The sequence below is a fragment of the Acidovorax sp. NCPPB 3576 genome, assembly GCF_028473605.1.
Lineage (GTDB): Bacteria > Pseudomonadota > Gammaproteobacteria > Burkholderiales > Burkholderiaceae_C > Paracidovorax.
Genome location: NZ_CP097267.1, coordinates 1,820,022 through 1,842,348 on the forward strand (window position 1 = coordinate 1,820,022; position 22,327 = coordinate 1,842,348).

A 22,327-nucleotide genomic window follows, 5' to 3' on the forward strand; every position below is an offset into this window, starting at 1 on the left:
GCCTTTTTGACGCCTGTCGTTACTTCTTCTCGCTGCCGTCGCCCAGCTGCGCCAGCGCGGCATTGCCGCCCAGGGACAGCAGGCCGGCCTGGGCGTACACGCCCAGCTTGTGGCGCGTATCGATGATGTCCAGGTTGCGCATGGTCAGCTGGCCGATGCGGTCGGCGGGGCTGAACGGCGCGTCTTCCACCTTTTCCATCGACAGGCGCTCGGGGGCGTAGGTCAGGTTGGGCGATTCGGTGTTCAGCAGCGAGTAGTCGTTGCCGCGGCGCAGCTCCAGCGTCACCGTGCCGGTCACGGCGCGCGCCACCCAGCGCTGGGCAGTCTCGCGCAGCATGATGGCCTGCGGGTCGAACCAGCGGCCTTGGTACAGCAGGCGGCCCAGCTTCAGGCCGTTCATGCGGTACTGCTCGATGGTGTCTTCGTTGTGGATGCCGGTCACCAGGCGCTCGTAGGCGATGTGCAGCAGCGCCAGGCCCGGGGCTTCGTAGATGCCGCGGCTCTTGGCTTCGATGATGCGGTTCTCGATCTGGTCGCTCATTCCCAGGCCATGGCGGCCGCCGATGCGGTTGGCTTCCAGGATCAGCGCCACGGGGTCGTTGTACTCGACGCCGTTCAGTGCGACGGGCTGGCCTTCCTCGAAGCGCACGGACACTTCCTCGGACTTGACCTGAACATCGTCCTTCCAGAACGCCACCCCCATGATGGGGTTCACGATGCGGATGCCGCTGTTCAGGAACTCCAGGTCCTTGGCTTCGTGCGTCGCGCCCAGCATGTTGCTGTCGGTGCTGTAGGCCTTCTCGGCGCTCATCTTGTAGCCGAAGCCTTCCTTCGTCATGAAGGCCGACATTTCGGCGCGGCCACCCAGCTCGTCGATGAACAGCTGGTCGAGCCAGGGCTTGTAGATCTTGAGCGAGGGGTTGGTGAGCAGGCCGTAGCGGTAAAAGCGCTCGATGTCGTTGCCCTTGAAGGTCGAGCCGTCGCCCCAGATGTGGACGTCGTCTTCCTTCATGGCCGCCACCAGCATGGTGCCGGTGACGGCACGGCCCAGTGGCGTGGTGTTGAAGTAGGTGATGCCGGCCGTGCTGATGTGGAAGGCGCCGGCCTGCAGCGCGGCGATGCCTTCATGGGCGAGCTGCGTGCGGCAGTCCACCAGGCGGGCCTTTTCGGCGCCGTATTCCATCGCCTTGGCGGGGATGGCGTCGTAGTCCGGTTCGTCAGGCTGGCCCAGGTTGGCCGTGTAGGCGTAGGGCAGGGCGCCCTTGTTCTTCATCCAGCGCAGCGCGGCGCTGGTGTCGAGACCGCCGGAGAAGGCGATGCCGACCTTCTGGTTCAGGGGCAGGTTCTGGAGGATGGTGGCCATGTGCGGTGCCTTGCGGTTCAGCCGAAGTGGCAGATGTAGTGGTAGGCGCTGGCGACGCGGATCTCGAACTTCGACTGGCCGGGAACGCTGAATTTCTCGCCCGCGCCGGACTTCACCCACGCGTCGGTGCCGTCGAGCTTGTACTCGCAATCGCCGCCCACGCCTTCCATGATCTCGGGCGCGCCGGTGTTGAAGGTCAGCGTGGCGGGCAGGATCACGCCCACCGATTTCTTCGTGCCGTCCGGAAACGTGATGTTGTGGCTCACGCATTTGCCGTCGAAATACACGTTGGCTTGGGTGGTGACGGACACGCCGTCGATGGTTTCGGTGGTCATGGATGCGCTCGAAAGGAAGAGGAAGGGGGAAAACCGAAGATTCTAGGTTGAACGCTGCGGCCGGCCCCTGTTCCCCGTGCGAGGCGGCGCACTGAAAACGCCAGGCCGAAGGCGCGCCCCACGAAAAAGGGAGCCCGAAGGCTCCCTGCTGGATGCGTTGGCCGTCCCGGCCAGTGGTCCCTTCAGCGCCAGTACGGATCGCGCGGACGAGGTGGGTAGTAGGGGCGGCCGTAGCTGTCGTGGTATTCGATGACCGTGGTGGACGGGGGCGTCACGTAGGCGGGCGGGCCAGGGTAGGTCGATACCACCACGCCCGGCTGGGCGTATCCGCCGGAGTAGGCGGGGGCCGGCGGCGCGCTGGCGATGGGTTGCACGCTGACGGGAATCCAGGCGCCCGGATCGTGCTGCGTGCGGGTGGTGTATTGGCGGCCCGCGTACTCGTAGAGCACGTTGTAGCCCATGGTGCGGTTCTCGTAGTACGTCTGGGTGGAGCAGCGTTGCACGTTCTGGTACTCGGGGCGGGTGCCCTCGATGTTGTTGCCCAGCACGGCCCCGCCGATCAGCCCGATGGCGGTGGCGGCGGCGCGGCCGCTGCCCTTGCCGACCGCGTTGCCGGCGGCCCCGCCGGCGATGGCGCCCAAAACGGCTCCGGCGCCGGTCGGCCGCGATTCGCCGTAGATGGTTTCATTACCGCACACCTGCTGGGGAATGGCCACCTGTTCTGTGATGGGGGTGGCGGAGAGGACGCGGCCCTGTTCCTGGGCGCTGGCACCGGCTGCAACGGCAGCCAGCGCGGTCAACAAGATGATTTTCTTCATGGAGAAGCTCCTTTCGGTCGGTGTACAACGCATCAGGCTGAGAAAAAGTTTAGGGTCGCCGTGTCAAGCCTGCAGCCGGGGGCCGTAAATCTGGGTAAAGATTTGTGCCGTTTCAGGGCTTGGAGCTCGTGGTGGCGGCTTCGTTCCAATCGGCTTCGTTGAAACCCACGGTGATGCGGCCGTCCGCCCATTCCACGACCGGGCGCTTGATGACGCTGGGCTGCGCCTTCATCACCTCGGCGGCGCTGCCCGCGTCGTGCACGGCGGCCTGGGTGTCCGCATCCAGCTTGCGCCAAGTCGTTCCCTGGCGGTTGAGCAGCTTTTCCCAGCCCACTGCATCGGCCCAATGCGGCAGGCGATCGGCCGGAACGCCCTGCTTCTTGAAGTCGTGGAACTGGTGCGCAACGCCCTGGGCGGCGAGCCAGGCGCGGGCCTTCTTGACCGTGTCGCAGTTGGGAATGCCGTAGAGCACGGTGGTGTCCGGGTGGGCAGCGGCTTGGGCGGGGGTACGGGTGGGGGTACTCATGGCGCCGATCATCGTGCAAGCCGCGCTCGGCGACAATCCGGCCCCGTATGCACACCAATTTCGACACCCTGGAAGGCTGGCTCGGCCATTGCGAGCGCCTGCACCCGAAGAACATCGACATGGGCCTGGACCGCGTGCGCGCCGTGGCCCGGCGCATGGATCTGCGGTTCGACTGCCCGGTCATCACCGTGGCCGGCACCAATGGCAAAGGCTCCACCTGCGCCATGCTCGAAGCCGTGGCGCTGCAGTCGGGCTACCGCACCGGGGTGTACACGTCGCCGCACCTGGTGCACTTCGAGGAGCGGTGCCGCATTCACGGCGAGATCGTCGCCGCATCGGATTTGATAGCGCACTTTGCCGCCGTGGAAAGCGCCAGGACCCTGAACGGCGAAGACATTTCGCTGTCGTATTTCGAGTTCACCACGCTGGCGATCCTGCGGCTCATGAGCCTGGCGCGGCTGGATGTGGCCATTCTCGAAGTGGGCCTGGGCGGGCGGCTGGACGCCACCAACGTGATCGACACGGACTGCGCCGTCATCACCAGCATCGACATCGACCACACCGAATTCCTGGGTCCCGACCGCGAATCCATCGGGCGCGAGAAGGCCGGCATCATGCGCACGGGCCGCCCCGTGGTGGTGAGCGATCCCATGGCCCCGCAGAGCGTGCTCGACCATGCGCTGGAAATCGGCGCCGACCTGTGGCGCTTCGGCCATGACTTCAACTTTTCGGGCGACAAGCAGCAGTGGAGCTGGGCCGGGCGGGGCCGCCGCTATGCCGGCATGGCGTATCCCTCCTTGCGGGGCGCCAACCAGCTCGTCAATGCCTCCGGCGCCCTGGCGGCGCTCGAAGCGGTGCGCGACCGGCTTCCGGTCACCGCCCAGGCGGTGCGCAACGGGCTGGCCATGGTGGAGCTGCCCGGGCGCTTCCAGATCGTTCCCGGCCAGCCGACCCTGGTGCTGGATGTGGCCCACAACCCCCATTCGGTGTCGGCGCTGACCGCCAACCTGGACGCGATGGGGTTCTTTCCCACCACGCATGCGGTGCTGGGCGCCATGGCCGACAAGGACCTGGGGCCCATGCTGGCCAAGATCGGCCCGCTGGTGGACCGCTGGTATTTCACCGATCTGCCTACGCCCCGCGCGCAGAGCGCCGCAGGCCTGCAGCAGAAATGGAACGCCCTGCAGATCGTGGCCGGGGGGCGACGCACCGTGCCTACCAGCCTGCACGCGGACCCCCAGCAGGCACTGCAGGCCGCCGTCGATGCCGCGGAGCCGGCTGATAGAATCGTGGTCTTTGGCTCGTTCTACACGGTGGGCGGCGTTCTGACCAATGGAACGCCTCGCCTGCAGGCCAAGCATCTGGGCGCATAAGGTCCGCACGATTCTGCACTCCATGGCATTTTTCAAGTTTCGGTGGCCCGGCAGCAAGGAGCAACCCGACAAACCCGCGGGTAAGCGTTCGCGCAATGCCCAGGCCGAGAGCATCGATGCCATGCGCCGTCGCGCACGGCATCGGCTGATCGGCGCAGCGGTGCTGGTGTTGCTGGGGGTGGTGGGTTTCCCCATCCTGTTCGACACCCAGCCGCGCCCCATCCCGGTCGATATTCCCATCGACATTCCCGATCGCAACAAGGTGGCTCCCCTGGTGGTGCCCGAAGCGGCGCCAGCTCGTCCGGCGGCCCCGGCCCCGGCCATGGCGTCGGCCGGTGGCTTGGCCGAAGGCGAAGAGGTCGTGCCGTCCAGCCGCAACGCGCCCAAGCCGGCGGCGTCTGCGCCGGTCCATGCTCCGGCTCCTGCGCCTGCGGTGGTGTCCAAGCCCGAGGCGCGGGCCGAGCCCAAGCCGGCCCCCCGGCCAGAGCCCAAGCCGCAGGTCCACGAATCGAAGCCGGAACCCAAACCCGAACCCAAGCCCGAAGCCAAACCGCAGCGCTCGGAAGACGCGGCGCGTGCGCGGGCCTTGCTCGAAGGGCGCGATACCCAGCCGGCCGCTGCGGCGGCTTCCAAAAGCGAAGAGGGCCGGCTGATCGTGCAGGTGGGTGCCTTCGCCGATGCCGAAAAGGCCCGCGAAGTGCGCCAGTCGCTGGAGCGCGCCGGTCTCAAGACTTACACCCAGGTGGTGGACACCAAGGACGGTAAACGCACCCGTGTGCGGGTCGGCCCCTATGCCTCCCGCGCCGAAGCGGACAAGGCCGCCGCGCGCGTGAAGGGCCTGGGCCTGTCGGCTTCGGTTCTTGCGCTGTAGCCGGCCAACGGCTCGCGTGCGTGCATGGCATCGCTGGACTGGATTTTCTTGGCGGTGTTGCTGGGGTCCCTGGTGCTGGGGGCTTGGCGCGGGCTGATTTATGAAGTGTTGTCGCTGGCGGGTTGGGTCATGGCCTTTTTCATGGCCCAGTGGTGGGCCGAGGACGTGGGGCGCTGGCTGCCGATTTCCGATTCGGCCGAGTCGGTCCGGCATGCCGCAGGATTTGCCCTGGCATTCATCGGCACGCTGTTCGCCTGTGGATTTCTCGCCTGGTTGGCCAAGAAGCTGATCGAGGCGGTGGGCCTTCGGCCTGTGGACCGCACGCTCGGTGCCGCCTTTGGGGCACTGCGGGGCATGGTGTTACTGCTGGCCGCATCGCTGGTGGTGCTGTGGACCCCTTTGCATGAGGGGCTATGGTGGAAAGAGTCCCAGGCCGCCCCCATGTTGACGGGCATGCTGGAAGTTTTGAAGCCGGCTTTGCCGCCAGCGCTGGGAAGGCATCTGCCTTCATGACAGGAATGCGGAGCCACCCAGGTGGTGCCGCACCAATTTTTTACTGCGGGATCGCCCGCCTTTGGATGGAATGCGAATATGTGTGGAATCGTCGGCGTGGTCAGCACGGCTCCTGTCAACCAACTGGTCTATGACGCTCTGCTGCTGTTGCAGCACCGGGGCCAGGATGCGGCGGGCATCGTCACCCAGCAGGGTCGCAAGTTCTTCATGCACAAGGCCAAAGGCATGGTGCGCGACGTGTTTCGCACGCGCAACATGCGTGCGCTGCCGGGCACGGTCGGCCTGGGTCAAGTGCGCTATCCCACGGCAGGCAACGCCTACAGCGAGGAAGAAGCCCAGCCGTTCTACGTGAACGCCCCCTTCGGCCTGGTGCTGGTGCACAACGGCAACCTGACCAATGCGCAATCGCTGCGCGCGGAACTGTTTTCGACAGACCACCGCCACACCAACACCGAGAGCGACTCCGAAGTGCTGCTCAACGTGTTCGCGCATGAGCTGGAGCGTGCCACTCGCGGTGTACCTCTGCAGACCGAGGACGTGTTCGCAGCCGTGCGCGCCGTGCACCGCCGCGTGAAGGGTTCCTACGCCGTGATCGCGCTGATCGCCGGCCACGGGCTGGTCGCTTTCCGCGATCCCCACGGCATCCGCCCGCTGTGCATGGGGCGCAGCCCGGAAGGCACTGTGATGGTCGGCAGCGAGTCGGTGGCCCTGGAAGGGACCAACCACGTTTTCGAGCGCGATATCCAGCCGGGTGAGGCCGTGTTCATCACGGACGACGGCACGGTGCATGCGCAGCAATGCGCCGATGCGCCGCAGCTCAACCCCTGCATCTTCGAGTTCGTCTATTTGGCGCGTCCCGACTCGGTGCTCGACGGCATCTCGGTGTACCAGGCCCGCCTGAACCTCGGCGAGGCATTGGCCAAGCGTGTGATCTCCACCGTGCCGCCCAACGAGATCGACGTGATCATTCCTATCCCGGAATCGAGCCGGCCGAGTGCAACGCAGTTGGCGCATCTGCTGGGTATTCCATACCGCGAAGGCTTCGTCAAGAACCGCTACGTGGGTCGCACTTTCATCATGCCGGGGCAGGGCGTGCGCAAGAAGTCCGTACGGCAAAAACTCAACGTCATCGCCAGCGAATTCAAGGGCCGCAACGTGCTGCTGGTGGACGACTCCATCGTGCGCGGAACCACCTCGCGCGAGATCGTTCAGATGGCGCGCGATGCAGGTGCCCGCAAGGTGTACCTGGCCAGCGCTGCGCCGCCGGTGCGCTATCCCAACGTTTACGGTATCGACATGCCCACCAGCAGCGAGTTGGTGGCCCACGGCCGCACGGTCGAAGAGGTCCGGCAGTCCATCGGCTGCGATGCGCTGATCTACCAGGACGTCAACGGCATGAAGAAGGCCATCGGTTCCTTGAACGGGCGCATCGAAGGCTTCGACGCGTCGTGCTTCGACGGCGTGTATGTGACAGGCGACATCACCGCGCAGGACATCGCACGGTTGAACGAAGGCCGTGTGGGAGTGGAGGAGCCGCAGGAGGAAGACACCTCCCGCCTGGCCTTGCCCAACGCACAAGACGCTTGATCGCCATTCGCTTGGATCTTCACGCCATGAATTCCCCCTTGAATGCCCGGACCCTTCCCGAAGGCCTGCACCCCGACACGCTGGCGGTGCGCGAAGCCATTCCCCGCAGCGTGTACGGCGAGCATTCCGAAGCGCTGTATCTGAGCAGCAGCTTTGTGCAGCCCGACGCGGCGACGGCGGCGCGCCGGTTTGCCGGCGAGGAAGAGGGCTATACCTACACCCGGACCGGCAATCCCACGGTCACGAGCTTCGAGCGGCGCCTGGCCGCCCTGGAAGGCACCGAGTCCGCGATCGGCACCGCCACCGGCATGTCGGCCATCCTGCTCATGTGCCTGGCGCTGCTCAAGACCGGCGACCATGTGATCTGCTCCCGGTCGATGTTCGGATCGACCATCAAGCTCATCGGCGGAGAGCTGTCGCGTTTCGGTGTGCACACCACCTTCGTGCCACAGACCGATGCGGCCGCATGGAAGGCCGCGCTGCGTCCGGAAACGCGGCTCATGTTTGCGGAAACCCCCACCAATCCGCTGACCGATCTGTGCGACATCCAGGCGCTGGCCGACATTGCCCACGAAGCGGGCGTGCTGCTCGCCGTGGACAACTGCTTTGCCTCTCCCGCCTTGCAGCAACCCGCCAAATGGGGTGCGGATCTGGTCCTGCACTCCGGCACCAAGTTCCTCGACGGACAGGGCCGGGTGATGGCAGGGGCCGTGTGCGGACCCCGCGCGCTCATCGACGACAAGCTCGCGCCCATGATCCGCAGCGCGGGCATGAATCTGTCGCCCTTCAATGCATGGGTGGTGCTCAAGGGCATGGAAACCTTGTCCATCCGCATGAAGGCGCAAAGCGCCAACGCGCTGCAGCTGGCCACCTGGCTCGAATCGCATCCGCAGGTGAGGCGGGTGTACTACCCGGGGCTGGCGTCCCATCCCCAGCATGCGCTGGCCATGCGCCAGCAATCCGGCCTTGGCGGCGCCGTTGTATCGTTCGATGTCAAGGTGAAAGAGGGCGATCCGGCCTCGGCCCGTGCGCAGGCATTCCATGTGATCGATAGCACGCGGGTGTGCAGCATCACGGCCAATCTCGGCGACACCAAGACCACCATCACCCATCCCGCCAGCACCTCGCATGGCCGCCTGACCGAAGAGCAGCGCCAGGCTGCCGGCCTGGGGCAAGGCCTGATCCGCGTGGCGGTCGGGCTGGAACACATCGAAGATTTGAAGGCCGACCTCGCGCGCGGCCTGGATACCCTGCAATGACCGAAGCCAACCTGACCCAGCGCGTTCGCACGCGTTTCGCTCCCTCGCCCACGGGGTTCATCCATCTGGGGAACATTCGCTCCGCCCTGTACCCCTGGGCGTTCGCCCGCGCGACGGGTGGCGATTTCATCCTCCGCATCGAGGACACCGACCTGGAGCGGTCCAGCCAGGCCGCCGTGGACGTGATTCTGGAAGGAATGGAATGGCTCGGCATGCAGCCTGACGAAGGCCCGTTCTATCAGATGCAGCGCATGGACCGGTACAAGGAAGTTCTGGCCCAGTTGCAGGAGGCCGGCCATGTCTATCCTTGCTACATGAGCGTTCAGGAGCTCGACGCGCTGCGCGAACGGCAGATGCAGGCCAAGGAAAAGCCACGCTATGACGGCACCTGGCGTCCCGAGCCTGGCAAGACCCTGCCGGCAGTGCCGCAGGGCGTGCAGCCGGTGCTGCGTTTTCGCAACCCTCTGGGCGGCTCCGTCGTCTGGGAAGACAAGGTCAAGGGACGCATCGAGATCAGCAACGATGAACTTGACGATCTGGTCATTGCAAGGCCGGATGGAACGCCAACGTACAACTTCTGCGTGGTGGTCGATGACATCGACATGGCGATCACGCATGTGATCCGTGGCGACGACCATGTGAACAACACCCCGCGGCAGATCAACATCTTCGAATCCCTCGGCAAGCAGCCGCCGGTGTATGCCCACCTGCCCACCGTGCTCAATGAGCAGGGCGAAAAGATGAGCAAGCGCAACGGCGCCAAGCCCGTCACCCAGTATCGCGATGAAGGCTACCTGCCCGAAGCCATGGTGAACTATCTGGCCCGCCTGGGCTGGAGCCACGGCGACGACGAAATCTTCAGCCGCGAGCAGTTCTTGCAGTGGTTCAATCTCGATCATCTGGGGCGCAGCGCTGCCCAGTTCGACGAAGCCAAGCTGCGCTGGGTGAATGCCCAGCATTTGAAAACCATGGCGGACGACGCGTTGGCCGCGCTCGTGGCGCCGCGGCTGGAACAGCGGGGCGTTTCTGCGGCAGAGCTTGCCGATGGCCGCCTGCCGCGCATCTGTGCGCTGTTCAAGGACCGCTGCGATACGGTCGTGGCGCTGGCTGACTGGGCTTTCGTGTTCTACGGCGATGTCGCTCCCAACCCCGAGGAATACGCCAAACACGTGACCGATGCGGTCTGGCCTGCCATTGATGCATTGGCGCAGGCCCTTGGCACTTGTGCATGGGACAAGGCGGCAATTTCTACGGCGTTCAAGGAAGTGCTGGCGGTCCATTCGCTCAAGATGCCGCAATTGGCCATGCCCGTGCGCGTGTTGACGGTGGGAACGGCCCACACACCTTCCGTCGATGCCGTACTCGAACTCGTAGGCCGCGAAAAAATCGCAGCGAGATTGCGGAAGCCTTAAAAACCTGTCTATAATTCAAGGCTCAGGAAATGATGAAAGTCACAGTGTGAATGTGGTCATTCAGTGGGGGTATAGCTCAGCTGGGAGAGCGCTTGCATGGCATGCAAGAGGTCATCGGTTCGATCCCGTTTACCTCCACCACTGAGAGTTAGAGAACGGTTAGTTCCCAGGTTTTGACCCTATCGTCTAGAGGCCTAGGACATCACCCTTTCACGGTGAGTACCGGGGTTCGAATCCCCGTAGGGTCGCCAAGTTTGTAGCACTTGGCTTGTGTGTATGCACAAGCAAACGCTGCCTGCCAGGAGTGGTAGTTCAGTTGGTTAGAATACCGGCCTGTCACGCCGGGGGTCGCGGGTTCGAGTCCCGTCCACTCCGCCAGTCAACACCCTTGCAGGTCTTGGATATGCAAGGGTTTTTCTTTGGTGAATGCCAAAGAAAGTGGGGGTATAGCTCAGCTGGGAGAGCGCTTGCATGGCATGCAAGAGGTCATCGGTTCGATCCCGTTTACCTCCACCACTGAGAGTTAGAGAACGGTTAGTTCCCAGGTTTTGACCCTATCGTCTAGAGGCCTAGGACATCACCCTTTCACGGTGAGTACCGGGGTTCGAATCCCCGTAGGGTCGCCAAGTTTGTAGCACTTGGCTTGTGTGTATGCACAAGCAAACGCTGCCTGCCAGGAGTGGTAGTTCAGTTGGTTAGAATACCGGCCTGTCACGCCGGGGGTCGCGGGTTCGAGTCCCGTCCACTCCGCCATATGAAAGCCCTCGCAAGTTTTGCTTGCGGGGGCTTTTTCTTTGGCCTTTCTACAGCATGTGCTTTTTGCAGGCGGATCAAGCGTCGATACAGCTGTTGGATAACTTCGGGTCTGCAGAAGCTGAACTGGCTCACAGACTGCCCATTCGTCGAATGCCCGCCCTGCTGCTTCGAGCCACTCCACTCACCAGGGCGCACGCGTACCGGCCATCGAGGGACGTATCGAGCCTGCGGCGACTGACGAGGCCCCTCTGCGATCCTGACGATCCCATCGCTGTCCAGGTATGCCGATTGCCAGGGACCGTTCTATCGCAGCGTTATCAAAATCCCATGAAGCAAGAAGACGCCTTTCAGCGCTCCATTTCCCTGCCACCCACCGCCCATGAAGACGCTCCTGCGCCGGAAGCGCTTTTCGTGGGCCTGCTGCGGGCCATCGGCTGGATCGAGCAGTCCTGCTGCACTGGCGAGACCGCTTCCGTCTCCAAGGACAGCGGATGAGCCCGTCTCGCTGCTGGATCCTTGTGGCGGATGAGGCTGCTGCCTGCATCATCGTGCGCGCGGGGATGTCCGGCCGGCTGGACAAGGTGGGCGAACTGCGATGGGACGAGTGGCCCGCGGACAGCGCCGAGCCAGCGCACGCCGCCTCGGCCCGGCATGCCGGAGGTACTTTCCCGGCGGCTGGCGAAGGCCCGCAGCAGCATCGGCAGGGTGCCGACTTTGCCGAGCGAGTGGCCGAACACCTGAGCGAGGCGGTGCGCGCGCAGCGGTTCGATGCGCTGATCATCATGGCGCCGCTGCGTTTTCTCGGGCTGTTGCGCAAGGCGTTGCGTGTCGAGGTGGCATCGCGGGTCACCCAGGAGATCGGGGAGGAGGTGGCGCAGCTATCCAACGGTGAAATCGCGCAACGGCTCTTCGCAGAGGTGGCCCTCGGCGGATGACCGCGCCGTCGATGCCATCGACCGCGACGTCGTGATCGGCGATGGCCCGGACGGGCCGACTGCGGCACTTTGTCCGGCAGCGGTGCCCATCCGTGCACAATCGCGGCTTTTCGCCCACCCGCTGCCAAAGGATCGCTCCTGCCGCCGCCCGGTCTTGGCACTGCCCTGCCGCGGCAGGCCGGGGCCACGCCGGCCGTGCGTCACCCCGTCATGCCCATCGACCGTTCCCTGCCTCACCCCCAAGCTGGCCCCGCCTCCGCCCGGCTGCAATCCATCGACGCGCTGCGCGGGCTCGTCATCCTGTTCATGCTGCTGGACCACGTACGAGAAACGTTCTTCCTGCACCACCAGGTCGGCGATCCCATGGCGGTGGCGACTACCTCGCCCGACCTGTTCGCGAGCCGCCTGCTGGCCCATGTGTGCGCGCCGGTATTCGTGTTTCTCACGGGGCTGTCCGCCTGCCTGTACGGAGCGCGGCAGGGCGGGGGGCGGGCGTCGGCCTCGGTGTTCCTGCTGCAGCGCGGGCTCTTCCTGGTCGCTCTGGAACTCACCCTGGTGAACTTCGCATGGACCTTCCAGTGGCCGCCCAAGGTGGTGTATCTGCAAGTGATCTGGGTCATCGGACTGAGCATGCTGGCGCTGGCGGGATTGCTTTGGCTGCCGCGCAAGGGGCTGATCGCGCTGGGCATGGCGATCGTGGCAGGGCACAACCTGCTCGACGGGCTGCATTTTCCGGTCGGGCATGCGCTGCACATTCCCTGGGCCGTGCTGCATGACCGCGGCTGGATCGAGGTGAGCGATTCGCTGCGGCTTCGCACCTCGTACCCGCTGCTGCCGTGGATCGGCGTGATCGCCCTGGGTTATGCCGCCGGGCCGTGGTTTCTGCCTTCTGCCGATGCGGGCGCTCGGCAGCGCCGCCTGCTGGCCTGGGGCGCCGGGCTGCTGGCGGGCTTCGCCGTGCTGCGCTGGTGGAACGTATATGGCGACAAGCCCTGGGTGCCTGGCGACACGGCCCTGGCCACCGCGATGTCGTTTTTCAACGTGACCAAATACCCACCCTCGCTGCTGTTCATCGCGCTCACGTTGGGCATCGGCCTGCTCGTGCTGCGGGCGTTCGAACGGCTGCCACCGGGCGGCGGGCTGCGGGTGCTGGCCGTGTTCGGTGCGGCACCCATGTTCTTTTACCTGCTGCACCTCTACGTGCTCAAGCTGCTCTACCTCACTGCCGTGGCCATCTGGGGGACGACCCAGGGCACGTACTTCGGATTCGACGCCATGTGGGCCGTCTGGCTGTGCACGGCCGTGCTCGCCGCGCTGCTGTACCCCGCGGTGAAAGCCTTCGGGGCCTTCAAGGCGCGGCGGCGCGACATCGCCTGGCTCAAGTACCTTTGAGCCGAGACGGGGCTCGCATGGGTGCGCAGCTGGATCAGTGTGGCCGGCCGGAGCCGTCAGGCCGGTTCACCTCGATGGAGACGTGCACCAGTTCCTCGTGCACGCTCAGCAGGCGCTTGAAGAAGTCGGGCGCCACGGCCGGGTCGAGCCAGTCGGCGCCCCATAGCAGTCCCCCGCACAGCGCGGCGATGGCCAGCACCGATGTGGCAGCGTCGGCCACCACGTGCAGGTAGGCCGACCGCAGGTTCAGATCGGCTGGTGTCGTCCCATGGCTGTGGCCGTGGCTTTCATGCGCATGGTGTTCGTGATGCGAGTGGTGCGCGTTGCGCGCGTGCCCGCCGTGCAGTAGCCAGGCGCACGCCAGGTTGACCATCAGTCCCAGCGCAGCCATGAAGACGGCTTGCTCATACTGGGTGAGCGCCGGGGCGAGGAGCCGCTGCACAGACTGGTACACCATGAGCCCAGCCACGAGCAGCAACAGGATGGCGCTGGTGTACCCGCCCAGCACCTCGATCTTCCAGGTGCCGAAGGCGAAGCGGCTGTCGTGCGCATGGCGCCGGGCGGCGGCATACGCCACGGCGGACAGCCCCAGGGCCAGGGCGTGCGAACTCATGTGCCACCCGTCCGCCAGCAATGCCATCGAGCCGAAGGCCCAGCCGCCGACGATTTCCCCCACCATCATGGCGACCGTCAGCACCACCGCCCAGCGGGTGTTGTGCTCGGCCAGAGGATTGCCCTGGCAGGCATGGGGGTACTGCAGCAAATCGCGGCTGTCCGCGGCGCGGTGAATGGCCTGATGGCGCACATGCTGGAAGGCCACATCCTTCAGCACCTGGGCGACCTGCTACCCCCGCACCGAAGCGCGCGCAGGACGTGGCGGCGGTGGCCTCGGCACTGCGCTCCTACCTCAAATAAGCCTGGCACAGGCACTGGAGTCAAGACTGCGCCCGAGGGGCGGCCAATCCTGCGCCCGAGCGACGGATGCCGACCTTGGCGACAATCAGGCCCATGTTTCCTTCGCCCTTCCTTCGCGCCGCCCTCGTTCTGGGCCTTCTCTCGGCCATCGGCCCGTTTGCCATCGACATGTACCTGCCGGCGCTGCCCGACATCGGGCGCAGCCTGGGCGCGCAGGTCGGCGCCGTGCAGTGGAGCCTGACGGCATTCTTTCTCGCCCTGGGCGCGGGACAGCTGTTCTACGGCCCGGTGTCCGACATGGTGGGGCGCAAGCCGCCGCTGTATTTCGGGCTGCTGCTGTTCACCGTGGCGAGCGTGGGCTGCGCTCTGGCGACCGAGATCGAGACGCTGGTGGCGCTGCGCTTCCTGCAGGGCCTGGGCGCCGCCGCCGGCATGGCCATTCCACGCGCCGTGGTGCGCGATCTGCACACGGGCACCGACGCCGCGCGCCTGATGGCGCTGCTGATGCTGGTGTTCAGCGTGTCGCCCATCCTCGCGCCGCTGGCGGGCAGCGCGGTCATCGCGCTCACGGGCTGGCGGGGCGTTTTCTGGTTGGTGGCAGTGGCCGCCATCGCGGGGCTGGCGCTGGTCCATGGTGCGCTGCGCGAGACGCGGCCCGCCGCCGACCGGGTGGAAAGCAGCCTGGGCGGTGCCCTGCGGGCCTACGGGCTGCTGCTGCGCGACCGCCATTACCTGGGCCTGGTGTTCATCGGCGGCTGCGCCATGTCGGGGTTCTTCGTCTATCTGGCCGGCTCGCCTTTCGTGCTCATCAACCACTACGGGCTCACGCCCACGCAGTACAGCCTGGCGTTCTCGCTGAACGCCGCGGCCTTCATCGGATCGTCGCAGTTCACCGGCATGCTAGGCCGGCGCTTCGGCCTGGTGCCGATCGTCAAGGTGGCCGCCAGCGCATCCGGCGTGGTCATGGTGCTGCTGCTGGGCTATTACCTGACGGGTGGCGACCGGTTGCCGGTGCTGATCGCGCTTTATTTCGTGTCCAGCGCCTTCATGGGGCTGGTGATTCCCACCACCTCGGTGCTGGCGCTGGAAAAGCACGGCGCCATCGCTGGCACGGCATCGGCCCTGCTGGGCACGCTGCAGATGCTGACGGGCGCGGCGGCCATGGGCATCGTCGGCCTGTTCGCCACCGGCAAGCCCTTGCCCATGGTGATCGGCATGGCCGCGGGCGCGCTGGTGGGCGTGGCGCTGACCTGGATCACGCTGGCGGGTCATTCTGCCTCCGGGGCCGGGGAGGCGCGGGTTTGAGTGCGGGGCCCAGCGCTGCGGCGGGCCAAAGCGTGCCGACCGCGCCCGACGGCCTGCCACCGGGCGCCCGCGCCCGGGCCATGCTGGTCATCATCCTCGGGCTGGCCGTGGCGGTGCTGGACGGCAGCATCGTCAACCTCGCGCTGCCCGGCATCGCACGCGAGCTGAACGCCGGCGCTTCTCAGGCCATCTGGGTGGTCAACGCCTACCAGATCGCCACGCTGGTCATGCTGCTGCCGCTGGCATCGCTGGGCGAGCGCATCGGCTACCGGCGGGTGTACTTGCTCGGCATGGCGCTGTTCGCGGTGTCGTCGCTCGGGGCCATGCTGGCCACGTCGCTGCCTGCGCTGGTCGTGGCGCGGGCGGTGCAGGGGCTGGGCGCGGCGGGCATCATGAGCGTGAACGCCGCCCTGGTGCGCCTGGTCTATCCGCGCGCCCACCTGGGCCGGGGCATGGCCATCAATTCGCTGGTGGTGGCCACCTCGTCGATGGCCGGGCCCTCGGTGGCGGCTGCGATCCTGTCGTTCGGCTCATGGCCGTGGCTGTTCGCGCTGAACCTGCCGCTGGGCCTGTTCACCCTGTGGCTGGGGCGGCGCGCGCTGCCGTTCAACCCGCCCACCACGCACACGGGCGCGCGGCTCACGGTGCTGGACGTCACGCTCAACATCCTCATGTTCGCGCTCATCTTCATCGGTGGCGAGCAGCTCGGCGTGCGGGGCGAGGCCTCGCGCGCGGCGGCCCCGCTGGGCTGGGCGCTGCTGCTGGCCGGCGTTGCGGTGGGCGGGGTGTATCTGCGGCGGCAGAGGCGCGTGGCCGTGCCGCTGTTTCCCGTGGACCTGCTGCGCATTCCGGTGTTCGCACTGTCGATGGGCGCGTCGGTCGGGGCCTTCTGCGCGCAGATGCTGGCCTTCCTGTCGCTGCCGTTCCTGCTGCTGGAGGCGCAGGGCAGGTCGCACTTCGAGGCGGGCCTGCTCATCACCGCCTGGCCGCTGGCCATCGTGGTGATAGCGCCGTTCGCGGGAAGGCTCATCGGCCGCTTCGCGGACGGCCTGCTGGGCGGCGTCGGCATGGCGGTGTTTGCGTGCGGGCTGATCGCGCTGGCCGTGCTGCCGCCGCAGCCGGGCTTGTTCGACGTGGCGTGGCGCATGCTGCTGTGCGGGGCGGGCTTCGGCCTGTTCCAGTCGCCCAACAACCACACGATCGTGGCTTCGGCGCCGTTGCATCGTTCGGGCGCGGCCAGCGGCATGCTGGGCACCGCGCGCCTGACCGGGCAGACGTTGGGCGCCGTGCTGCTGGCGGGCATCTTTGCCGTCTGGGGGCAGCACGACGGGCAGGGCGAATCGGTGGCGCTGATGGTGGCTGCCGGCTGCGCGGCGTTGGCGGGCGTTTGCAGCGTGATGCGGCTGCGGCACGGCGCCACGGTGCACGCCTGAATCCGGTTTTGGCCTTTTAGCCCGCCAGCGCAATTGATACTAGGGCGTTGTGCTATTAAATTAATAGCATTCCGATGGGGGCATGTTCGATCGCTTGAGGCCTTCGCGCTAACCCAGGGGCGCCACCTGCTCCGCCAGCGTGCGCAAGGTGAGGGGCGCGCACCCTTCGGCATGGTTGCTGACCGTGACGAAAGCGTTCTGGCCTGCGCCGGTCACCCCCGCGATCGTGCGCGACAGCACTTCGTGCACCTCGGGGGCCGGGTGCAGGATGCGGTCGTAGGGGGCGTACAGCTTTTCGGCGTCTTCGTACCCATAGGCGCCATGCACCGGGTTCAGGTTCCAGCGGCACACCAGCGGTCCGGGCCACAGCCGGCGCACCAGGTGCAGTTGCTCCGCCAGCGGCGGCATCTTGGCGTGCAGCCCGATGCAGTAGGTGGCGCCGGCTTCGCGCAGCACGGCGGCAAAGTGCGGCATGAACTCGGGCGACAGCCATTCGGGGTCGCGCACTTCCACGGCCAGCACGCCGTCTGGCGCGGTGGGCGCCAGCGGCAGCTGCGCGAGCAGCATCGTGCGCAGGCGCTCCAGCACCTGCGGCAGCCGGTCGAGTTGCGCCAGCGGCAGGGGACTCAACTGGAACACCAGCGCACCCACCTTGGCGCCCAGGCCTTCGAGCGCCGGCGCCACGAACTCCTGCGTGGCCAGCGCGGCATCCAGGAACGCCGGGTTGGCCTGGCGCCCGCGCCCGTCCTCGCCGCGCACCAGCGCATCGGTCACCAGGCTGGGCGCCTTCACCACGAAGCGGAAGTCATGCGGCACCTGCGATGCGTAGCGCTCGTACTGGCTCACCGTGAGTGGCCGGTAGAAGCTGCGGTCGATGCTCACCGTGCGCATCAGCGGGTGCTGCGCATAGATCGGCAGCCCGTTCTTGGAGAGCGTCTGCTCGGAATGCTCGCCCTCCCATAGCAGCCCCTTCCAGCCCGGATAGGTCCATGACGATGTGCCCATGCGCAGGCGAGGCGGTAGCCGTGCAGCGAGATCGCGCAAGTCGTCGCTCCAGTCGGCCGGTTGAACGGTGCCGCTGCGGCGCACGGCGGGGGCCTTGGGCTCGCCGGCATCGGCCACGGAGGCCGGACGTTTGGCAGGGCGCGCAGGGGATGCGGCAGGCGCCGCGAGCGGTGCGGGTGGAACGGGCAGGTCGCCGAAAAGATCGTCTTGCATGGATGGAGATGGCGGGGGGCGGGAGGCGGGACGCGCAGGCCCTGCACATTGCCGATGTGGGGGCCGTGGCGCGTTCTTCCAGCGCTTCAGTGTTTCCTTTGGTTTGCCCGCATTCACTCCCCCGAAAACAGCCCGCCCTCATTCAGCAGGTCGTAGGCGATCTCGGGGTGCCGGTCCATGCTCTTCTTGATCGCCGCGGGAATGGCCTGCCGGGTCTTGCGGCACAGCCCCCGCTGCTCCAGCACCAGGATGGCGATGCCGCGCAGGCTGCGGACCTCGTTGGGGCTGGTGGTGATGGTGAGGCGGATGCCCAGTTGCGCCTCCAGCCGGTCCTGCATGCGGCGCAGCTCGCCCAGGCTACCCAGGTTTTCCAGCCGCTCGATGAGCCGCTTTTCTTCCTCCCGCGTGAGGCGCAGCACCCGCAGGTCGCCGCTCGGCGCCTGCAGCAGCGCATCGCGGTCGCACACGCACGCGCCTGGCGGGCATTCGGTGCGGACCGGATAGGGAAAGGGCGTCATGGGCTCAGGGTCGGGGGCGTTGGTCGCCATGGTGTGGCGGTGATCTGCGCATTTTAGGGACGCCCCCACGGTCACTGCGCGCTGTACACCAGCCCCGGCCGCGCCCCGTCGAGGTCGTCGGTCTCGCCGTCCTGCACCGGCTCCGTGCCGAACGTGCGCCCCAACGCCACGAAACGGTAGATGCCCTGGCGGTCGGTGTACACGGCCCAGCCGCCGGGCGTGATGGCAATGCCATGCCAGGGGCCGGCGATGCGCGCGTCCACCACGCTGGCCACTTGCTGGCCGTCGGCGGTGCGGTAAACGCGCAGTTCGCCGGTATTGCGCAAAAGGGCGGTGTCGGCAACGCCGTCGGCGGATGGCTCGGCGGTGGCCTCGCGCCGCTGGACCTCGCGCACGGCAAACCGTCCTCCCGGCGCCAGCCGCACGGGGCCGCTGCCTCCATCGGTGGGCGCGGCCAGCCGCACGAAGCGACGCGCGGCGTGATCGGCAAAGCCCGCCTGGGCTTGACCGCCGCCCGAGAATTCCACCAAGGACACATCGCCCGACCATTGGGTGAAGCGTGCAAAGGCCAAGCCCTGGCCGTCTGCATACCCTGCCAGTTCGGCCGAGGCATCGGGCTCCGCCTCGGACGGGCGGGGCACCCACTGGCCGGCCTGCGGCCCACGCACCATGCGCGGCGGCGTGCCGTTGAGCACGTCGAACATTCCCAGGTCCACCTGCTGCCGCAGCGTCCAGTCGGGCAGCGAGAACGTCAGCAGGCGATAGGCTTTCTGCCCATCGGCATCGCTGCGGTAGAACCGGGGCGTTGCGACCAGCTGCACCTGGCGCTCCGCTGTGCCACCCGCGCCATCCGTGGCAGCGGGCCGTGCCAGGCAACTGTCGGGCTTGACGCCGGGAGACGGCGCTGCAGCGACGGCGGGCGGCGTGCCGCTGCGCTCGCTGAGCGCGAACGACGCGACCTTGGCGGGCTGCGCCAGATCGAGTCGGTCCACGGTGCCGTTGCAGTAGATGACGTAGAGAAACCGGGGGCCGGACTGATGGCCTTCGCCGGGAGGCACAGCAGCCGAAACGGCTTGCGCCGTGGATGTCCGCAGACCGCTGGCAGTATCTTGGCCTGCCGAGCAAGCGCCCAGCAGCAGCGCGGCGCAGACCACGGCCAGGGGTGCCGGAAACCGGCCAGGGATTGGCGATGGCGTCATGGAAATCAACGTTCAGGCACGGTCCCAGGTGAAGGGGGCGACCGAGCGGGCCCGCGCCGCGCGATCGCCTGGACCGGCCATGCTCCGAGCCTACACGCTCAGGTACCGCGCCCACAGCCCCCGATCCGCATTGAGCGCCTCGGAATCCCCCTGCCACACCACCCGGCCGCGCTCCAGGATCACGTGCCGATCGGCCAGCCCCATGAGCCGGTGCACGTACTTGTCCACCACCAGGATGGTCTGCCCCGCGGCCTTGAGCGTGGCCAGGCACCACCAGATTTCCTCGCGGATCACCGGGGCCAGGCCCTCGGTGGCTTCGTCCAGGATCAGCAGGCGCGGGTTGGTGGACAGCGCGCGGCCGATGGCCAGCATCTGCTGCTCGCCGCCCGACAGCTGGTGGCCCAGGTGATGCTCGCGCTCCTTCAGGCGCGGGAACACGCCGTAGATGCGCTGCAGGTCCCAGGGCTCGCGCAGGGCGCTGCGGTTGCTGGCGAAGGCCAGCAGGTGTTCGCGCACGCTGAGGTTGGGGAACACGTGGCGGCCCTCGGGCACGATCGCCAGGCCCAGGCGGGCGATGGCGTCGCTCTTCATCGCCCCGATGGCCTGGCCCGCGAAGCGGATGCCGCCGGCCGTGGGGCGCAGCGCGCCCACCAGGGTCTTGATGGTGGTGCTCTTGCCCATGCCGTTGCGGCCGAGCAGGGACACCACTTCGCCCGCGGCGATGTCGAGGTGGATGCCGAACAGCACCTGGCTCACGCCGTAGCCGGCCTCCAGGCCCTGGCAGCTCAGCAGCGGCTCGGCCACGGACGCGGACGCGGGTTCATTGCGCATCGAAGGTGCGGGCGTGCTCATGGCGCGGCCTCCAGGGTTTCGGTGCCCAGGTACACGGCCTGCACTTCGGCGTTGCTGCGGATCTCCTGGGGCGTGCCGCTCGTGAGCACCCGGCCGTACACCAGCACCGAGATGCGGTCGGCCAGGCGGAAGACGGCCTCCATGTCGTGCTCGATCAGCAGCACGGCCATGTCCCGGCGCAGGCTGTCGATCAGCTGCACCATCTGCTGCGATTCCTCCGGCCCCATGCCGGCCATGGGTTCGTCCAGCAGCAGCAGCTTCGGCGCGCAGGCCAGGGCCAGCGCCACGTCCAGCGTGCGCTGGGCGCCGTGCGGCAGGGCGCCGGCGATGCCGTCCATGCGGCCCTGCAGGCCCACGCGCTCGGCCAGCCGGTCGGCGGCCTCGTACAGCCCGCGCGCCTGCGAGCGCGGCTGCAGAAAGCGAAAGCTCGATCCGCTGTGCGCCTGCACGGCCAGCAGCAGGTTGTCGCGCACGGTCTGTTGGGGAAAGATGCGCGTCACCTGAAAGCAGCGCGACAGGCCCTTGGCCACGCGGCGGTGCATGGGCAGGGCGGTGATGTCCGCGCCGTCGAGCAGCACGCGGCCTGCGTCGGGCGCCAGCAGCCCCGAGATCTGGTGGACCAGCGTGGTCTTGCCCGCGCCGTTGGGGCCGATGAGGGCGTGGACCTCGCCGTGCGCCACGGCCAGGCTCACATGGTCGGTGGCCAGCAGGCCGCCGAAGCGCTTGACCAGGCCCTGCACTTGGAACAGGCTCATCGTGCACTCCTTGCGCGCAGGTCCGCCAGCGCGGCCAGGCCCTTGGGTGCGTACAGCGCGGTGGCGATCAGCAGCAGGCCCAGCGGCAGGTGCCAGTAGTCGGTGTGGAGCTTGAGCGCCTCTTCCAGCGCCAGCCACACGGCCGCGCCCAGCGGCCCGCCCCAGCGCCGGCCCAGGCCGCCGATGACGACCATCACGATGAGCGTGGCCGATTGCGTCCAGTGCATCATGGCCGGGCTCACGAAGCTGTTGCCCGTGGCCAGCAGCGCGCCCGCCAGGCCTGCCACCGCGCCGGCCAGGGTGAAGGCGGCCAACTGCAGCAGGTACACCGGATAGCCGAGCGCGCGCATGCGCGTCGCGTTGTCGCGGATGCCCGCCAGCGCCGCGCCGAAGCGCGAGGCCGTGGCCCGGTCCAGCCACCACAGCACCAGTGCCACCAGCGCCAGCACCACCCAGTACAGGGTGGGCTCGTGCATGGCATCCAGGCCCAGGCCGAGCACGGGCCGCAGGGGCAGGGTGTAGCCGTCGTCCCCGCCATAGCTGCGCAGCGAGACGAACACGAAGTACAGCATCTGCGCGAAGGCCAGCGTGATCATGATGAAGTACACGCCCTGGGTGCGCAGCGAGATCGCGCCCACCAGTGCTGCGGCCAGCGCGGCCAGCACCATGGCGGCGCCCCACACCACCCAGGCCGAGGTGGCGCCGGCGTCGCTGAGAACCACCACCGCGTAGGCACCCACGCCCATGAAGCCCGCGTGCCCCAGCGCCACCATGCCGCCGAAGCCCATGATGAAGTTCAGGCTGGCGGCGGCCAGGGCCACGACCAGCACCCGGCGCACGAAGCCGATATAAAAATCCAGCCCCAGGGCCGATGCCACCAGCGGAAACACCGCCAGTGCCGCCAGCAGCGCCAGCGGCAGCAGCGCGCCACGCCAGCGCGGGGTGGCAGGGCGCTGCGGCGGGGAAGAGGGAGTCAGGGAGGCAGCAGACAT

The 22,327-nt window shown here is 67.3% G+C and carries 23 protein-coding genes and 6 tRNA genes; 18 read left to right on the forward strand and 11 right to left on the reverse strand.

Features of this window, described 5'->3' with window-relative positions; genetic code table 11:
• Nucleotides 1–19: 19 nt before the first annotated feature.
• From argG to M5C98_RS08405, 4 genes are all read right to left on the reverse strand, one after another.
• A complete protein-coding gene (gene argG, locus M5C98_RS08390) occupies nt 20–1,363 on the reverse strand; it encodes an argininosuccinate synthase (RefSeq protein ID WP_272552155.1) in 1,344 nt (447 codons plus the stop codon).
• 17 nt (nt 1,364–1,380) lie between these two features.
• Nucleotides 1,381–1,698, reverse strand: a complete 318-nt coding sequence (ppnP, locus tag M5C98_RS08395) for a pyrimidine/purine nucleoside phosphorylase (protein ID WP_272552156.1) — start codon at nt 1,696–1,698, stop codon at nt 1,381–1,383.
• Nucleotides 1,699–1,880: 182 nt separating this feature from the next.
• Complete coding sequence (locus M5C98_RS08400) at nt 1,881–2,516, reverse strand: glycine zipper 2TM domain-containing protein (protein ID WP_272552158.1); 636 nt, start codon at nt 2,514–2,516, stop codon at nt 1,881–1,883.
• Nucleotides 2,517–2,628: 112 nt separating this feature from the next.
• Nucleotides 2,629–3,042, reverse strand: a complete 414-nt coding sequence (locus tag M5C98_RS08405; protein ID WP_272552159.1) for an ArsC family reductase — start codon at nt 3,040–3,042, stop codon at nt 2,629–2,631.
• Between the two features lie 47 nt (nt 3,043–3,089).
• Here M5C98_RS08405 and folC point away from each other — a divergent pair, with 47 nt between their 5' ends.
• The 15 genes from folC (at nt 3,090) to M5C98_RS08480 (ending at nt 13,140) form a co-directional block, all read left to right on the forward strand.
• The gene (gene folC, locus M5C98_RS08410) at nt 3,090–4,415 is read left to right on the forward strand and encodes a bifunctional tetrahydrofolate synthase/dihydrofolate synthase (RefSeq protein WP_272552160.1); all 1,326 of its coding nucleotides are present in this window, start codon (nt 3,090–3,092) and stop codon (nt 4,413–4,415) included.
• 22 nt (nt 4,416–4,437) lie between these two features.
• Nucleotides 4,438–5,286 carry an SPOR domain-containing protein gene (locus M5C98_RS08415; RefSeq protein WP_272552162.1) on the forward strand — a complete coding sequence of 283 codons (849 nt, stop codon included), beginning with the start codon at nt 4,438–4,440 and terminating at the stop codon, nt 5,284–5,286.
• Between the two features lie 24 nt (nt 5,287–5,310).
• Nucleotides 5,311–5,799, forward strand: a complete 489-nt coding sequence (locus M5C98_RS08420; RefSeq protein ID WP_272552163.1) for a CvpA family protein — start codon at nt 5,311–5,313, stop codon at nt 5,797–5,799.
• A 78-nt stretch (nt 5,800–5,877) separates the two neighbouring features.
• Entirely contained in the window at nt 5,878–7,386 is a 1,509-nt protein-coding gene (purF, locus tag M5C98_RS08425; RefSeq protein ID WP_272552164.1) for an amidophosphoribosyltransferase, read from the forward strand.
• Between the two features lie 26 nt (nt 7,387–7,412).
• Nucleotides 7,413–8,645 (forward strand): O-succinylhomoserine sulfhydrylase, encoded by a 1,233-nt coding sequence (locus tag M5C98_RS08430; RefSeq protein WP_272552166.1) that lies wholly within the window; start codon nt 7,413–7,415, stop codon nt 8,643–8,645.
• The gene (gene gltX / locus M5C98_RS08435; protein WP_272552167.1) at nt 8,642–10,057 is read left to right on the forward strand and encodes a glutamate--tRNA ligase; all 1,416 of its coding nucleotides are present in this window, start codon (nt 8,642–8,644) and stop codon (nt 10,055–10,057) included. The genes M5C98_RS08430 and gltX overlap by 4 nt, the downstream gene beginning before the upstream one ends.
• A gap of 65 nt (nt 10,058–10,122) precedes the next feature.
• Nucleotides 10,123–10,198 (forward strand) — tRNA-Ala (locus M5C98_RS08440).
• A 34-nt stretch (nt 10,199–10,232) separates the two neighbouring features.
• Nucleotides 10,233–10,308: transfer RNA gene (locus M5C98_RS08445), tRNA-Glu, on the forward strand.
• 50 nt (nt 10,309–10,358) lie between these two features.
• Nucleotides 10,359–10,435, forward strand: a tRNA-Asp gene (locus M5C98_RS08450).
• A gap of 62 nt (nt 10,436–10,497) precedes the next feature.
• Nucleotides 10,498–10,573 (forward strand) — tRNA-Ala (locus M5C98_RS08455).
• Between the two features lie 34 nt (nt 10,574–10,607).
• Nucleotides 10,608–10,683, forward strand: a tRNA-Glu gene (locus M5C98_RS08460).
• 50 nt (nt 10,684–10,733) lie between these two features.
• A tRNA-Asp gene (locus M5C98_RS08465) sits at nt 10,734–10,810 on the forward strand.
• Nucleotides 10,811–11,140: 330 nt separating this feature from the next.
• Nucleotides 11,141–11,308 (forward strand): hypothetical protein, encoded by a 168-nt coding sequence (locus tag M5C98_RS08470; RefSeq protein ID WP_272552168.1) that lies wholly within the window; start codon nt 11,141–11,143, stop codon nt 11,306–11,308.
• A complete protein-coding gene (locus M5C98_RS08475) occupies nt 11,305–11,748 on the forward strand; it encodes a host attachment protein (protein WP_272552169.1) in 444 nt (147 codons plus the stop codon). The genes M5C98_RS08470 and M5C98_RS08475 overlap by 4 nt, the downstream gene beginning before the upstream one ends.
• A gap of 210 nt (nt 11,749–11,958) precedes the next feature.
• Entirely contained in the window at nt 11,959–13,140 is a 1,182-nt protein-coding gene (locus tag M5C98_RS08480) for a DUF1624 domain-containing protein (RefSeq protein ID WP_272552170.1), read from the forward strand.
• A 34-nt stretch (nt 13,141–13,174) separates the two neighbouring features.
• On the opposite strand, the gene M5C98_RS08485 is transcribed toward M5C98_RS08480, so the two are convergent.
• Nucleotides 13,175–13,930 (reverse strand): cation diffusion facilitator family transporter, encoded by a 756-nt coding sequence (locus M5C98_RS08485; protein WP_442867277.1) that lies wholly within the window; start codon nt 13,928–13,930, stop codon nt 13,175–13,177.
• On the opposite strand from M5C98_RS08485, the gene M5C98_RS08490 reads away from it, so the two are divergent.
• From M5C98_RS08490 to M5C98_RS08500, 3 genes are all read left to right on the forward strand, one after another.
• Nucleotides 13,886–14,296 (forward strand): metal-sensing transcriptional repressor, encoded by a 411-nt coding sequence (locus M5C98_RS08490; protein ID WP_272552171.1) that lies wholly within the window; start codon nt 13,886–13,888, stop codon nt 14,294–14,296. The two genes, M5C98_RS08485 and M5C98_RS08490, sit on opposite strands and share 45 nt — an antisense overlap.
• Complete coding sequence (locus tag M5C98_RS08495) at nt 14,224–15,360, forward strand: multidrug effflux MFS transporter (protein WP_272553209.1); 1,137 nt, start codon at nt 14,224–14,226, stop codon at nt 15,358–15,360. Before M5C98_RS08490 ends, M5C98_RS08495 begins: the two co-directional genes overlap by 73 nt.
• Before the next feature lie 80 nt (nt 15,361–15,440).
• Nucleotides 15,441–16,793 carry an MFS transporter gene (locus M5C98_RS08500; RefSeq protein ID WP_272553210.1) on the forward strand — a complete coding sequence of 451 codons (1,353 nt, stop codon included), beginning with the start codon at nt 15,441–15,443 and terminating at the stop codon, nt 16,791–16,793.
• Nucleotides 16,794–16,901: 108 nt separating this feature from the next.
• Here M5C98_RS08500 and M5C98_RS08505 read toward each other — a convergent pair whose 3' ends face one another.
• The 6 genes from M5C98_RS08505 to M5C98_RS08530 form a co-directional block, all read right to left on the reverse strand.
• Nucleotides 16,902–18,011 (reverse strand): DUF72 domain-containing protein, encoded by a 1,110-nt coding sequence (locus M5C98_RS08505; RefSeq protein ID WP_272552172.1) that lies wholly within the window; start codon nt 18,009–18,011, stop codon nt 16,902–16,904.
• Nucleotides 18,012–18,124: 113 nt separating this feature from the next.
• Nucleotides 18,125–18,529, reverse strand: a complete 405-nt coding sequence (locus tag M5C98_RS08510; RefSeq protein WP_272553212.1) for a hypothetical protein — start codon at nt 18,527–18,529, stop codon at nt 18,125–18,127.
• 71 nt (nt 18,530–18,600) lie between these two features.
• On the reverse strand, nt 18,601–19,728 hold the full coding sequence (locus M5C98_RS08515) for a hypothetical protein (protein ID WP_272552173.1): 1,128 nt from the start codon (nt 19,726–19,728) through the stop codon (nt 18,601–18,603).
• 90 nt (nt 19,729–19,818) lie between these two features.
• Nucleotides 19,819–20,580: an ABC transporter ATP-binding protein gene (locus tag M5C98_RS08520; protein ID WP_272552174.1), complete on the reverse strand. Its 762-nt coding sequence runs from the start codon at nt 20,578–20,580 to the stop codon at nt 19,819–19,821.
• The gene (locus M5C98_RS08525; protein WP_272552175.1) at nt 20,577–21,335 is read right to left on the reverse strand and encodes an ABC transporter ATP-binding protein; all 759 of its coding nucleotides are present in this window, start codon (nt 21,333–21,335) and stop codon (nt 20,577–20,579) included. The genes M5C98_RS08520 and M5C98_RS08525 overlap by 4 nt, the downstream gene beginning before the upstream one ends.
• Nucleotides 21,332–22,327 (reverse strand): branched-chain amino acid ABC transporter permease, encoded by a 996-nt coding sequence (locus M5C98_RS08530; protein WP_272552176.1) that lies wholly within the window; start codon nt 22,325–22,327, stop codon nt 21,332–21,334. Before M5C98_RS08530 ends, M5C98_RS08525 begins: the two co-directional genes overlap by 4 nt.